The sequence below is a fragment of the Mesorhizobium sp. Cs1299R1N1 genome (assembly GCF_037179655.1).
GTDB lineage: Bacteria > Pseudomonadota > Alphaproteobacteria > Rhizobiales > Rhizobiaceae > Mesorhizobium > Mesorhizobium salmacidum.
This window is the reverse complement of record NZ_JAPYKR010000004.1, coordinates 1-13,974: the sequence shown is the minus strand read 5'-3', so window position 1 is coordinate 13,974 and position 13,974 is coordinate 1. Positions and strand designations below refer to the sequence as shown.

Here is a 13,974-nt window from a genome sequence, read left to right as displayed (position 1 = left end):
AGGCGCGTCTGACGGACGCCGCGCGTCAGACGCCCAGCGACTTCAGCTTACGATGCAAGGCGGAGCGCTCCATGCCGATGAACTCGGCCGTCTTCGAGATGTTGCCGCCGAACCGGTTGATCTGGGCGATCAGATAGTCCTTTTCGAACTGTTCGCGTGCCTCGCGCAGCGGAAGCGCCATGATGTGCTGGTCCGACTGGTTGGGCGTGCGCGGCATGACATCGCCGATTTCGGACGGCAGCAGATCCGCGGTGATCGGCGCGTCGACATCCTCGCCGCGCGCCAGGATCATCAGCCGCTCGACATTGTTGCGCAGCTGACGCACGTTGCCCGGCCAATTGTGCGCCTGCAGCACGGCCAGCGCGTCGTCGCCGATACGCCGCGGCTTGATGCCGGCCTGGCGGGCGATCTGCTTCATGAAATTGTCGACGAGATAGGGAATGTCCTCGCGCCGCTCGGCCAGCCCCGGCACCATGACCGGAACCACGGCGAGACGGTGGTAAAGATCCTCGCGGAAACGCCCGTCGGCGATCATCGCCTCCAGATTCTGCGAGGTCGAGGAAATGATGCGGACATCGACCTTGACCCGCTTTGTGCCGCCCACCCGCTCGAACTGCTGTTCGACCAAAACGCGCAAAATCTTGTTCTGCGTCTCGCGCGGCATGTCGGCCACTTCGTCGATGTAAAGAATGCCGCGATGGGCTTCCTCCAGCGCTCCCACCTTGCGTTCGACGCCGTTCGATTCTGTGCCGAACAGTTCGATCTCCATGCGTTCGGGCGTGATGTTGGCGGCGCTCAGCGTCACGAACGGCGCGCCCTTGCGGGTCGACAGCGTATGGATGGCGCGGGCCGCCAGTTCCTTGCCCGAACCGGAGGGACCAATGATCATCACGCGGCTGTTGGTCGGCGCGACGCGCTCGATGGTCTGGCGCAACTGGCTCATCGCCGACGACATGCCGATCAGGTCGAAGGTCTCGCCGCTGCGCAGCTTGAGGTCGGAAACCTCGCGGCGCAATTTCGAGGTCTCGAGCGCACGTTCGGCAATGAGGATCAGCCTGTCGGCCTTGAACGGCTTCTCGATGAAGTCATAGGCGCCGCGACGGATGGCGGAAACCGCCGTTTCGATGTTGCCGTGGCCTGAAATCATCACCACGGGCAGGTTCGGGTGCATGGTCTTGATCTCGTCGAGCAACGCCAATCCGTCCAGGCGCGAGCCTTGCAGCCAGATGTCCAGGAAGATCAGCCTCGGCGCTCGATCGGCGATGGCCGCCAGTGCGCTGTCGGCATCGAATGCCGTGCGGGTTTCGTGACCCTCGTCGCTCAGGATGCCTGCGACGAGTTCCCGGATGTCTTCCTCGTCATCGACGATGAGAATATCAGACGCCATTATCGACCTTTTCAGTTTCTCTTTCGTGGTCCGCCCTGCTTTCGCCGCGCGGCAGTGCGGCGGCCGCGGGCGGCAGGATGATGCTGATCATCGCGCCGCGCCCGCCGTGGAAATCAGCAGGTGCATCATGGAGCTCCAGCCTGCCGCCATGGTCCTCCACGATCTTCTTGACGATAGCGAGACCAAGACCGGTGCCTTTTTCACGTGTGGTCATATAAGGCTCCAGCAACCGTTGGCGATTCTCGCGCGGCAGGCCTTTGCCATTGTCGATGACGTCGATGCGAATCGCGCCATTCTGACGCCCGGCTTGAATCCGGATTATGCCGTGCGAACCGTCCTTCTGTTCCAGTCCGTCGATCGCTTCGGCCGCATTCTTGATCACATTGCCGAAGGCCTGGGCCATCAACCGGCTGTCGAAAGTGCCCTTGAGCGGCTCATTGCCGAATGTCCGCTCGAACGTGATATCGGCGCGGCTGACTTCGACCAGGAAGGAAGCTTCGCGCAGTGATTCGCGCAGGTCGATGGCCTTCATCTCGGGCTTTGGCATGCGCGCGAAAGCCGAGAACTCGTCGACCATGCGGCCGATGTCCTCCACCTGCCGGATGATGGTGTCGGTACACTGGTCGAAAACTTCGCGGTCTTCGGTGATGACCTTGCCATAGCGGCGCTTGATACGCTCGGCGGAAAGCTGGATCGGTGTCAGTGGATTCTTGATCTCGTGGGCGATGCGCCGCGCCACGTCGGCCCAGGCGGATGAACGCTGGGCCTGAACCAGATCGGTGATGTCATCCACCGTCACGACATAGGATTTTTCCTCAGAGCCGTCGTCGCCGGCCTCGATGGTGACCTGCACATTGAAGGTCCGTTCGGCGCCGGCGCGATAGAAAGTCACCTGCTCGCGGTAGACTGGCTTGCCGGACTTGCGGCCGATCTCGAAGACACGGCCGACATGCGGCAGGATCGCGGAAAGGTTTTGCCCAAGTGCCGCGCTGGCGGAAATGGCCAGCATCGATTCGGCAGATCGGTTGACGATGGTAACGATGCCGTATGGGTCGACGCCGATGACGCCGGCGGTGACACCGGCAAGCACGGCTTCCGAAAAACGCCGCCTCTCGTCGATCAGGTCCTTCGCCGACAGGATCTCGTTGCGCTGTGATTTGAGCTCCAGCAGCATCTTGTTGAAGGTATCGCCGAGCGAGGCGACATCGCCATCGGACGGCCGCACCGGCACCGCGACATCGAGATTGCCGGTCGCGACTTCATCGGCGGCACCGATCAGCTGGCGGATTGGCCGCACCAGCCGGTCGGCGACGGCTATGCCGGTCCAGATTGCCGACAGGATAATGATCAGGGTCAGCGACAGGTAGGGCAGCGCAAATGCCACTTGCGAGGTGCGCCTGTTGTCCTCGAGATTGCGATACTCGTCGGTGTTGGACCTGACGATCTGCCGCGCCTTGATCACCTCTGGGTCGACCAGACGGATGGTGTAGAGATAGAGGCCCTCGATCTCACGCAACTTGACGATGGCGCCCATGATGTTGCGCGTGCGCGGCTCGATCAGCACCGGCTTGCCGTCGGTGGCAGTGGCAACCGCGCCTTCCGGCGGTTCCGGCATGGCGAAATCGGCATCGGTCTTGGCGCTCATGACGAAGGAGCCGTCGGGCTTGATCAGCGCGGCGTGCGCCAGCGAGCGGCCTACGGCTTCCTTGTTCATGAGATCGAGAAAGCCGGTGCGATCGAGGCCATAAAGCGAGCGGGAGGCATCGAGATCGTAGGCCATCGACAATGTCGTGCCCTGCAGGTTGCGCGCGTTCTCCTGCACATAGGCGTCGGCGATCGATAGTGAAGAATTGACGATTGTCTTGGTGCGAATCTCGAACCAGCGATCAAGGCCGATATCGAGTGTGATCGAGGCGATGATCGCCACCATGATGGCGGGAATGGCGGCAACCAGCGCGAACATGGCAACGATGCGCACATGCAGGCGCGAAGCCGCCTTGCCATGGCGGCGGGCCATGACGATGCGATGCACCTCGCGCCCGACCAGCGCAATCAGGACGAGCACGAAGGCGGCGTTGAGGGCGATCAGCGCCCAGGTTGCCTTGGCGTCCGGCGCGATCGGCGTCGCTCCGACCAGGATAGCGAACGAAATAGCCGCCATGATCAGGGCGCCGACGACCGCGACCACGCCGGGCAGCGCCAGCAGCCGGCGTCCGTCGCGCGCGCCGGGTTCGCTGAAAAGCGGTTGGTTGGGTACAGGTATCTGCGGAGCCATGTCGCCGTGTAGAGCCAGTGATTGCATCCGATCTATGCAACGCATTGTGGCGATTATGCAACAAGTGTGACGGCGACGGGACTCTTTCCCCGTTCGGTCCCCTGAAAAGATCGTGTGCCCGGCGCCGGCTCAGGTCTGGCGGGATGACTTGTAGACGTTGACGCCCAATTCGCGAATCTTCTTGCGCAAGGTGTTGCGGTTGAGGCCCAAGAGCTCCGCGGCCTTGATCTGGTTGCCGCGGGTTGCCGTCATCGAAGCCAGCACCAACGGATATTCGACTTCGGACAGAATGCGCTCGTAGAGACCGGCGGGCGGCAATTCGCCTACGAAGGAGGCGAAATAGCGCTGCAGGAAGTGCTCCACTGCCTGGCCAATGGAAAGATCGTCGGGAATGAGGTTGCCGGCGCCTGGTACCACCGGGCGCTCACCTGTCTTGAGCTCCGCCTCGATGATCTCGGCGGAAATCTCGTCCTGCGAATAAAGCGCGGCGAGCCTGCGAACGAGATTTTCCAGCTCGCGCACATTGCCTGGCCATGGATAGCGCTTCATCAGTTCGATTCCGCCGGAAGAGATTCGCTTGGTCTGCAGCCCCTCCATTTCGCCAAGCTTGAAGAAATGGCGCACCAGATCGGGCACATCCTCGGAGCGCTCGCGCAGCGCCGGCAACCTGAGCGGCACGACGTTGAGGCGATAGAAAAGGTCTTCGCGGAAGAGGCCTTGGTTGATCAGCGTGCGCAGGTCCTTGTTGGTGGCAGCGACGATGCGCACATCGGTCTTGATCGGCGTGCGGCCGCCGACCGTCGTGTACTCGCCCTGCTGCAGGACGCGCAGCAGGCGCGTCTGCGCCTCCATCGGCATGTCGCCGATCTCGTCGAGGAACAGCGTGCCGCCCTCTGCCTGCTCGAAGCGGCCAGTCGAGCGGTTCTGCGCTCCGGTGAACGCGCCCTTCTCGTGGCCGAACAATTCCGATTCGATCAGGTCGCGCGGGATCGCCGCCATGTTGATGGCAACGAATGGACCGCCACGGCGGCGTCCATACTCATGCAGCGCGCGCGCCACCAGTTCCTTGCCGGTGCCCGATTCGCCCGAGATCATGACCGTCAGGTCGGTCTGCATCATGCGCGCCAGCATGCGGTAGATGTCCTGCATGGCGGCCGAACGGCCGACCAGCGGCATCGTCTCGGGCTGCTCTTCTTGCCGGGCATCGATCTTCAGCCGCCGGGGCTCGGATAGCGCGCGATTGACGATGTTGAGGAGTTCGGTCAGGTCGAAAGGCTTCGGCAGATATTCGTAGGCGCCCGTCTCGGAAGCGCGGATCGCCGTCATGAAGGTGTTCTGGGCGCTCATGACGATGACGGGCAGTTCCGGCCGCGCCTTCTTGATGCGCGGCAGCATGTCGAAAGCGTTCTCGTCCGGCATCACGACGTCGGTGATGACGAGGTCACCCTCGCCCGCCGCCACCCAACGCCACAGGGTCGAGGCGTTGGAGGTGACGCGCACCTCGTGACCGACCCGCGACAGGGCCTGATTGAGCACGGTGCGGATGGCCGCATCGTCGTCGGCGACGAGAATATTGCCGCGAACCGTCATTTGCGGTCTCCTTCGCCGTCTTGATCAGCGCCCAGCGCCGTTTCCTTCCAGGCCGGCATCAGGACCCGGAACGTTGTCGCGCGCGGCGTCGAATCGCATTCGATGATGCCGCCATGTTCGCCGACGATCTTGGCCACCAGCGCCAGCCCCAGCCCCGAGCCATTCGGCTTGGTGGTGATGAAGGGATCGAACAGGATCGGCAGGATATCTTCCGAGACGCCGGAACCATTGTCGCGCACGCAGAACTCCAGCGGCAGCGATACGCGGTCCTGCGTGCCCGGGACCGAAACCCGAATACCGGGCCGGAAGGCGGTGGACAGCACGATTTCGCCCTGCGGATCGCTGCCGATTGCCTCGGCGGCGTTCTTGATCAGGTTGAGGAACACCTGGATCAGCTGGTCGCGGTTGGCGAATACCGGAGGCAATGAAGGATCGTAATCCTCTAATATCTTGATTTTCTTCGCGAAACCGTTCTTTGCGATCGCTTTCACGTGATCGAGCACGACGTGGATGTTAACGGGATAGCGATCGATCGGCCGCTCGTCGGAAAACACCTCCATACGGTCGACCAGCGACACGATGCGGTCCGTCTCGTCGGTGATCAGCCGCGTCAGCGCGCGATCCTCATCGGATGCGGACAGTTCGAGCAGCTGGGCAGCACCCCTGATACCGGAGAGCGGGTTCTTGATCTCATGCGCCAGCATTGCCGCCAGGCCGGTCACCGAGCGCGCGGCGCCGCGATGCGTCATTTGCCGGTCGATCTTGTCGGCCATCGACCGCTCCTGGAACATGACGACGACGGAGCCCGGAAATTCCGGCACCGGCGCGACATAGAGATCGACGACCTTTTCGATGCCGAGGCGCGGTGACGAGACGTCGACCCGATACTCGTTGACGGGCGCGCGGCGCTCGCGCACCTGGTCGACCAGCGTCAGCAACGGGCTGCCGAAGGGTATGAGCTTGGACAGGGTGTTGCGCGCCAGCATGGTCGCGCTGGAGCGAAAGAAATCCTCGGCATCGGCGTTGGCGAAGGTGATGAAGCCTTCCTCGCTGAGCATGATCACCGGGCGGCGGATCGTGTTCAGCACGATCTGGGCGGCATCGGCCATTTCGGTGCCCTGGCCAGCGGTGGCGGTCATGCGGCGCTCCGCAGGTTCAAGGTTTGCGGATCGCGCGAAAACACATCGCGCAGCAAGGCAATGACGCGAGCCGGCTCGAGTGCGGTCATTATCGCTTTTCTACTCTCGCCAGCGACACCGCCGGCATGTCGATCGAGATACCAGCCCAGATGCTTGCGCGCCTGCCGCAGGCCGCTCTCGATGCCGTAAAGCGCCAGCATGTCCTCGTAATGGGCGACGACATAGTCGGCGAGCCCTTGCGGGGTCTCGGGAATGCCGGATGAAAATGTCCCGCCGGCAGCCGCAGCGATGCTGCCGGCGACCCACGGCGCGCCATAATGGGCGCGGCCGACCATCACTGCATCGGCGCCGGACTGTTCGAGAATGACCGAGGCTTCAGCCTGGGAGCAGACATCGCCATTGGCGACGACCGGGATGGAAACGGCCTCCTTGACGCGAGCGATGGCGCGCCAATCCGCCTTGCCCTGGTAGAACTGGCAGCGTGTACGACCGTGAACCGTGATCATCCTGACGCCCGCCTGCTCGGCACGGCGGGCCAGGACGGGAGCGTTAAGTGCGGCGTCGTCCCAACCCAGTCGCATCTTGACCGTCACCGGCACCTTGACGGCGGCGACCACGGCCTCGATCAGCGAGAGCGCGTGGTCGAGGTCCAGCATCAATGCCGAGCCGGCATAGCCACCGGTGACCTTCTTAGCCGGACAGCCCATATTGATGTCGATGATGTCGGCACCCTCGCCGGCGGCGATCCGCGCGCCTTCAGCCATATGCATGGCTTCGCGGCCGGCAAGCTGCACCATATGGACGGGCAGGCCGGAATGACGTATGCGCAGGTCGCAGCCGGCCCTGCCCTTGGCGAGTTCGCTGCTGGCCACCATTTCGGACACGACCAGGCCGGCGCCATGCGCATGGGCGCGCTGTCTGAACGCCTCGTCCGTAATCCCGGACATCGGCGCGAGGAAGACGCGGTTGCGGATTCTCACGCCGCCGACGTCGAGAGGCGCGGCCAATCTGATCAAGTTAACCATGCACAAAAACCAAGCATGTCCATTCTTTGCACATTCTCTAGCCAGATCGAGAGAAATGTGCAACGCGGAATGACGCCACATTAAGGCGCAATTGGGAAAATGCTGGCCTTCGGCCTTAGCCGCGACTAGGACCAGACTGAATGACTGGCGCAACTGAAAATCAGGCTCCGGATCCGGGTGGCAAAGTCGCGGTGGTTATCGTCGCGGCCGGTCGCGGCGCGCGTGCCGGACAGACTGACGGTCCGAAGCAATATCAACGAATTGGCGGACGTGCCGTCATCGCTCGTGTCATCGATATTTTTCTGGCGCACCCGCTTATCGGCCGGATCGTCGTGGCCATTCATGCCGAGGACCAGGAGCTTTTTCGGCAAGCGGTCGGCACCGATGCCGATCGGGTGACGGCAATCGCCGGAGGCGCGACCAGACAGGATTCGGTTCGGCTCGGGCTGCACGCGCTAAGAAGCTACGCGCCGGACAAGGTCCTCATCCACGACGCCGCGCGCCCCTTTGTCGACATGGATCTGATCGACCGCACCATCGCGGCCATCGGCGAGGGCGAAGGCGCGCTTCCCGCCTTGCCCGTTGCCGACACGCTGAAACGCGAATCGGCCAGCGGCATGGTCGGCGAAACAGTCCCCAGGAGCGGGCTGCACGCGGCGCAAACGCCGCAAGGCTTTCCCTTCCTCGCGATCATGACGATGCATGAGGAAGCCTATAACAGAGGCAAAACCGACTTTACCGACGACGCGTCGATCGCTGAATGGATGCAAATGCCGGTGAAGCTCGTTCCCGGCTCGCCGGACAATGTCAAACTCACATGGGCACGGGACATCGCCATGGCGCACCAGCGACTTTCCAGCGAGCGGGCACACTTTCCCGACATCCGCACCGGCAATGGCTATGACGTCCATGCCTTCGAGCCCGGCAACCATGTCACGCTCTGCGGCGTCGCCATTCCGCACGACAGAAAATTGTCGGGCCATTCCGACGCCGATGTCGGCCTGCATGCCCTGACCGACGCGCTGCTGGCGACTTGCGGGGCCGGCGACATCGGCACGCACTTCCCGCCGTCCGATCCGCAGTGGAAAGGTGCTTCGTCGCGGATATTCGTCGAACATGCGGCAAGACTGGTGCGGGAGCGCGGCGGGCGCATCGCCAATGCCGACATCACGCTGATCTGCGAGGCACCGCGTGTCGGCCCGCACCGCGAGGCGATGACGGCGGTCCTTTCCCAGATGCTGGGCATTTCCGCCGACCGCATCTCGATCAAGGCGACAACCAACGAGAAGCTCGGCTTCGTCGGCCGCGAAGAAGGCATCGCGGCGATCGCAACCGCCAGCGTGGTGTTTCCCGGCGAGGTTCCGGAATGACCAACAGCGATCTGGCGATCGCCCTGTTTAAGGCCTGCCGGGAGCGCAGCCTCATGCTGGCGACCGCGGAAAGCTGCACCGGCGGCATGATCATTGCCGCGCTGACCGACATTGCCGGCTCTTCGGCCGTGGTTGATCGCGGCTTCATCACCTATTCCAATGAAGCCAAGATGGACATGCTCGGCGTGCGCGCCGCCACGCTTGACGCGCATGGCGCGGTTTCTCGCGAGACAGCGATCGAAATGGCAGCCGGCGCGCTCGCCCGTTCACGCGCCGGGCTGACCCTGGCCGTCACCGGCATTGCCGGTCCGGGTGGCGGTTCCAGGGAAAAGCCGGTCGGGCTGGTCTGGTTCGGCGTTGCGGTGAACGGCCAGCCCGTGACGGCTGAACGCAAGCTGTTTGCCGACAATGGCCGTGACTTCATCCGCCGGGAAACGGTCAACCATGCACTCAAGCTCGGCTTGCAGGCGCTTGGCGAGAGTCAGGCCGCCGGTGTCTTGCCGTAGATGACGTCGGCGCGTTTTTCGAAAGCTTCGGCGAACATGCGGAAGGCGCGGTCGAACATCGTGCCCATCAGCGCACCCAGGATGCGACTCTTGAATTCATAGTCGATGAAGAAGCGCACGGTACAGCCAGCACCGTCCGGCTCGAAACGCCAGACATTGCTCAGATATTTGAACGGGCCGTCAATGTATTTCACATCGATTGCGTTCTCTTCGGGCTTGAGCAGCACCTGCGTCGTGAAGGTCTCCCGGATCGCCTTGTAGCCGATGCTCATATCGGCCACGAGGATGGTGCGTCCGTCACGCTCCTTGCGCGAGCGGACCGTCAGCGCTTCGCAAAGCGGTAGGAATTGCGGGTACGTCTCGATGTCGGCGACCAGCGCGAACATCTGCTCAGGCGTGTGGGCGACGCGGCGGTTGGCTTCGAATTTCGGCATGAACCCGGCCCTAAAGCGCGTCGCGTCGAAACGGAGTCATGCGACGCGCTTCAGAGTCTTCGTCTTTATGCACGTCGTTCTCCCAAAACTGAGGCCACTTTTGGGCGACATGCATTAGGGCGCTTTCATGAGTAGCGCTTCGCGCGCCGCGCGCAGCCGGGCGAAATCGTCGCCGGCGTGATGCGACGAGCGCGTCAGCGGGCTCGATGCCACCAGCAGGAAACCCTTGGACTTGCCGATCGTCTCGAAGGACTTGAATTCCTCGGGCGTGACGAAGCGGATCACCGGATGGTGCTTTTTCGACGGCTGCAGGTATTGGCCGATGGTCATGAAGTCGACATTGGCCGAGCGCAGATCGTCCATCAACTGCAGGATTTCGTTCCGCTCCTCGCCCAGACCCACCATGATGCCGGACTTGGTGAAAATCGACGGATCGAGTTCCTTGACCCGCTGCAGCAGCCGGATCGAGTGGAAATAGCGGGCACCCGGCCGGACCTTCAGATAATTCGACGGCACGGTTTCGAGATTGTGGTTGAAGACGTCGGGCCTGGCCGCCACGACGATCTCCAGCGCCCCGTCCTTGCGCAGGAAATCCGGCGTCAGGATTTCGATCGTCGTCAGAGGCGTTGCCGCCCGAATCTCACGGATGACATCGGCGAAATGCTGCGCACCGCCATCGGCGAGATCGTCGCGGTCGACCGAGGTGATGACGACATGGGTAAGGCCCATCTGCTTGACTGCATGCGCGACCCGGGCCGGCTCGTCGGGATCGAGCGCGGTCGGGATCCCGGTGGCGACATTGCAGAAGGCGCAGGCGCGTGTGCAGATCTCGCCCATGATCATGAAGGTGGCGTGCTTCTTTTCCCAGCACTCACCGATATTCGGGCAACCGGCCTCTTCGCACACGGTCACCAGCTTGTGCGATTTCACGATATCGCGTGTCTCGGCATAACCTTTCGAGACCGGCGCCTTGACGCGGATCCAGTCCGGCTTGCGCAACACCTCCTGGTCGGGCTTGTGCGCTTTCTCGGGGTGCCGCAGCCGCGGCGCGTTGGCGATCGTGTCGAGGACAGTGACCATCTGAACCCTGGCTTTTCTCGCGACCGCCCGTCGGCGATCGTCACTTTCACGTCATCTAGGACTTTTCAACACAAAGAAAAAGGCTGCAGCGGCGCATGCCGCCACAACCGTTTTCGCATAGCCTGAGCGATATCGATTAACGGCGCACCAGACGACCGACCCAGATCAGCAGGCAGGCACCGATAAAGCCGGTGATCAGATAGGCGGTCCAGCCGACGCCGAACACGCCGATGTTGAGCGCCTGCAGGATGGCGTTCAGCACTACAGCGCCAACGATGCCCATGATAATATTCATGAATATGCCGGTGTTGCTCTTCATGACCATTTCGGCCAACCAGCCTGCCAGGCCTCCGATGATGATGGCTGCGATCCAGCCCACGCCGTTCAAGTGCATATGCCTTCTCCTTGCGCGAGTAAAAATGCATCCGGAAACGAACTGCCCCGCCGTCGCGACCCTGCGGCTTTCGAAGCTGAGTCTCCTGCGGCGAATCTATCATGCGTTCAAGGCGCGGCCATAGGCGTCGAGCACGCTTTCCTTCATCATCTCCGACAGCGTCGGATGCGGGAAGATCGTGTGCATCAGCTCTTCCTCGGTCGTTTCGAGGTTCATCGCCACGACAAAGCCCTGGATCAATTCGGTGACTTCGGCGCCGACCATATGCGCGCCAAGCAGCTGACCGGTCTTCTTGTCGAAGATGGTCTTGATGAAGCCCTGGTCTTCGCCAAGCGCGATCGCCTTGCCGTTGGCGGCGAACTGGAAGCGGCCGACGCGGATGTCCTTGCCTTCGGCCTTGGCCCTGGCTTCCGTCAGGCCAACCGAGGCGACCTGCGGATTGCAGTAGGTGCAACCGGGGATCTTGAGCTTGTCTATGGCGTGAACACCGGGGAAATTCGCGATCTTCTCGACGCACACGACGCCCTCGTGCTCGGCCTTGTGGGCAAGCATCGGCGGGCCGGCGACATCGCCGATGGCGTAAATGCCAGGCACATTGGTCTTGCCGTAACCATCGATGACGACGCAACCGCGATCGGTCTTCACGCCGAGTGCTTCAAGGCCGAGGCCCTCGATATTGCCCTGGACGCCGACGGCCGAGATCATGCGGTCGGCTGATATCTTCTCGACCTTGCCGTCCTTCATCTCGACATGCGCGGTGACCGAGTTCGCCCCTTTCTCGACCTTGGTCACCTTGGCTTCGAGGATGATCTTCATGCCTTGCTTCTCGAACTGCTTTTGCGCGAATTTCGAGACTTCGGCGTCCTCGACAGGCATCACCGCCGGCAGCAGCTCGACGACTGTCACGTCCGCGCCCATGGTGCGGTAGAAGGAGGCGAATTCGATGCCGATGGCGCCCGAACCCATCACCAGCAGCGACTTCGGCATCTCCTTGGGCACCATGGCTTCGAAATAGGTCCAGATCAGCTTGCCGTCCGGCTCGATGCCGGGCAGTGCGCGCGGCCGGGCGCCGGTCGCCAGGATGATGTGCTTGGCGGCGTAGGTGCCCTCGCCCTTGACGCCTTTCGGCACCGGCGGCTGCGGTTCCATCGGCTTCTTGGCCGTCTTGGAAACAACGATCTCACCCAATTTATCACCGGAAGGAGACCTCGATAGCTTGGCCTCACCCCAGATAACGTCGACCTTGTTCTTCTTCATCAGGAAGGCAACGCCGCCATTGAGCCGCAGTGACACTTTCCGCGACCGATCGACCACTGCCGCCGTGTCGGCGCTGACCTTGCCGTCGAGCTTCAGGCCATAGTCCTTCAGGTGATCCGAATAGTGCATGATCTCGGCCGAGCGCAGCAGCGCCTTGGTCGGAATGCAACCCCAATTGAGGCAGATGCCGCCGAGATGCTCGCGCTCGACGATCGCCGTCTTGAAGCCGAGCTGGGCGGAACGCACCGCCGTGACATAGCCGCCGGGACCGGAGCCGATGATGATGACGTCGTAGTTCTCAGCCACGGTTTTTCTCCTTCAATCACAATTCCAGCATGACGCGCACGACCGAAGTCAGCGCCTTGCCGATGTTTCGCGTGTTTTCGGCGTCGAGGTGGACACCGTCGAGCGGTGTGGTTTGCGCCACGATGGCTGCATCGAAGAAGCCGCAGCCTGCTTCGTCGGCAAGCGCCGAATACTGCCCAGCGAGCTGCGCCGAGGCGTCATCGCCGCCGGCAAACATCTCCTTGAAATCGGCATTCTCGGTGCGGCTTACAACAGGTGGCGAAACGATCAGTATCTGCGGCGCCGGCCAGCCGAACGGATAGTCGTGGCCACGCACGATGTCGATCAGCCGCTGGATGCCTTGCTTGGCCGCAACCGGGTTGCCATGGATCCATGGCTTCATGTCGTTGGCACCGAGCATGATGACAATCAGGTCGATCGGCGCATGCGTCGTCAGCACCGTCGGCAGCAGCCGCGCACCGTTGCGGTCGGCTCCGGCCAGATGATCGTCGAAGGCGGTGGTGCGGCCGTTGAGGCCGTCGGCGATAACCTGAACGCCTTCGCCGAGGCCAGCTTGCAGCACGCTTGGCCAGCGATCCTCCAGCGCATGACGTCCACCTTCGGCATTGTAGCCCCATGTCAGCGAGTCGCCGTAACAAAGAACCGTCTTCATCCGTTTAACCCGCCTCTATGTCGGCCACACCGCGCTTCACGCGCCAGCGCACGAACAACCAATGGATGATGATCGTCACCAGGCCCGGCAGACCGAGACCGGCAACCACCGGCATGTCTTTCCTGACCACCGCGGCGCTGCTGTCGCTGTAGAGGATCAGCGCGACCAAGAGGAGGAGCAGCGCCACAAATACAATCAGCGTCCACTTTCCCGCAATCGCCACGGCCGCGACCGGATCGTTCGTCAATTGCGCGACGAAGAAGACGAAGGTGACGACAAAAGTCACCAGCACCGAGAACATGAAGACGATGATGTATTCTTCCTCGGCGCCGGTGGCGACGGCCAACCATTGCGCGATCAGCCCGCCGGCCAACCCGGAAACGAGAAAGGCAAAAAGGCTGGTGAAGAATATCCGCACAGCCTTTTCCTTTCCTAGACCAGCATGCCCATCGGGTTTTCGATCAGCTTCTTGAAGGCGACCAGCAACTCCGCCCCAAGCGCGCCGTCGACGGCGCGATGGTCGGTCGACAGCGTCACCGACATCACGGTGGCTATTTTG

14 protein-coding genes are annotated in these 13,974 nt (G+C 62.4%); 2 read left to right on the top strand and 12 right to left on the bottom strand.

What is annotated here, in order from left to right:
• Positions 1–25: 25 nt before the first annotated feature.
• The 5 genes from ntrX to dusB all read right to left on the bottom strand — a co-directional run bounded on the left by ntrX (position 26) and on the right by dusB (position 7,416).
• Positions 26–1,387, bottom strand: a complete 1,362-nt coding sequence (gene ntrX, locus O7A70_RS09890; protein ID WP_027142744.1) for a nitrogen assimilation response regulator NtrX — start codon at positions 1,385–1,387, stop codon at positions 26–28.
• Positions 1,377–3,662: a sensor histidine kinase NtrY-like gene (locus tag O7A70_RS09885; RefSeq protein WP_337140551.1), complete on the bottom strand. Its 2,286-nt coding sequence runs from the start codon at positions 3,660–3,662 to the stop codon at positions 1,377–1,379. The genes ntrX and O7A70_RS09885 overlap by 11 nt, the downstream gene beginning before the upstream one ends.
• 129 nt (positions 3,663–3,791) lie before the next feature.
• Entirely contained in the window at positions 3,792–5,252 is a 1,461-nt protein-coding gene (gene ntrC, locus O7A70_RS09880; RefSeq protein WP_337140228.1) for a nitrogen regulation protein NR(I), read from the bottom strand.
• Positions 5,249–6,391: a two-component system sensor histidine kinase NtrB gene (locus tag O7A70_RS09875; RefSeq protein WP_027142747.1), complete on the bottom strand. Its 1,143-nt coding sequence runs from the start codon at positions 6,389–6,391 to the stop codon at positions 5,249–5,251. The genes ntrC and O7A70_RS09875 overlap by 4 nt, the downstream gene beginning before the upstream one ends.
• A complete protein-coding gene (gene dusB, locus O7A70_RS09870; protein WP_337140227.1) occupies positions 6,388–7,416 on the bottom strand; it encodes a tRNA dihydrouridine synthase DusB in 1,029 nt (342 codons plus the stop codon). The genes O7A70_RS09875 and dusB overlap by 4 nt, the downstream gene beginning before the upstream one ends.
• A gap of 140 nt (positions 7,417–7,556) precedes the next feature.
• Here dusB and O7A70_RS09865 point away from each other — a divergent pair, with 140 nt between their 5' ends.
• Complete coding sequence (locus O7A70_RS09865; protein WP_337140226.1) at positions 7,557–8,786, top strand: bifunctional 2-C-methyl-D-erythritol 4-phosphate cytidylyltransferase/2-C-methyl-D-erythritol 2,4-cyclodiphosphate synthase; 1,230 nt, start codon at positions 7,557–7,559, stop codon at positions 8,784–8,786.
• Positions 8,783–9,292 carry a CinA family protein gene (locus O7A70_RS09860; RefSeq protein ID WP_337140225.1) on the top strand — a complete coding sequence of 170 codons (510 nt, stop codon included), beginning with the start codon at positions 8,783–8,785 and terminating at the stop codon, positions 9,290–9,292. Before O7A70_RS09865 ends, O7A70_RS09860 begins: the two co-directional genes overlap by 4 nt.
• Here O7A70_RS09860 and O7A70_RS09855 read toward each other — a convergent pair.
• The 7 genes from O7A70_RS09855 to O7A70_RS09825 form a co-directional block, all read right to left on the bottom strand.
• Entirely contained in the window at positions 9,268–9,726 is a 459-nt protein-coding gene (locus O7A70_RS09855) for a type II toxin-antitoxin system RatA family toxin (RefSeq protein ID WP_027142751.1), read from the bottom strand. The two genes, O7A70_RS09860 and O7A70_RS09855, sit on opposite strands and share 25 nt — an antisense overlap.
• Before the next feature lie 114 nt (positions 9,727–9,840).
• Positions 9,841–10,806, bottom strand: a complete 966-nt coding sequence (gene lipA, locus O7A70_RS09850) for a lipoyl synthase (RefSeq protein WP_337140224.1) — start codon at positions 10,804–10,806, stop codon at positions 9,841–9,843.
• 136 nt (positions 10,807–10,942) lie between these two features.
• Complete coding sequence (locus tag O7A70_RS09845) at positions 10,943–11,200, bottom strand: GlsB/YeaQ/YmgE family stress response membrane protein (protein ID WP_027142753.1); 258 nt, start codon at positions 11,198–11,200, stop codon at positions 10,943–10,945.
• A gap of 99 nt (positions 11,201–11,299) precedes the next feature.
• Entirely contained in the window at positions 11,300–12,763 is a 1,464-nt protein-coding gene (gene lpdA / locus O7A70_RS09840; RefSeq protein WP_337140223.1) for a dihydrolipoyl dehydrogenase, read from the bottom strand.
• Between the two features lie 16 nt (positions 12,764–12,779).
• Positions 12,780–13,415 carry an SGNH/GDSL hydrolase family protein gene (locus O7A70_RS09835; RefSeq protein ID WP_337140222.1) on the bottom strand — a complete coding sequence of 212 codons (636 nt, stop codon included), beginning with the start codon at positions 13,413–13,415 and terminating at the stop codon, positions 12,780–12,782.
• Between the two features lie 4 nt (positions 13,416–13,419).
• Entirely contained in the window at positions 13,420–13,833 is a 414-nt protein-coding gene (locus O7A70_RS09830; RefSeq protein WP_337140221.1) for a hypothetical protein, read from the bottom strand.
• A gap of 14 nt (positions 13,834–13,847) precedes the next feature.
• The coding region (locus tag O7A70_RS09825) for a 2-oxo acid dehydrogenase subunit E2 (protein WP_337139036.1) at positions 13,848–13,974 on the bottom strand (127 nt) is incomplete at its 5' end.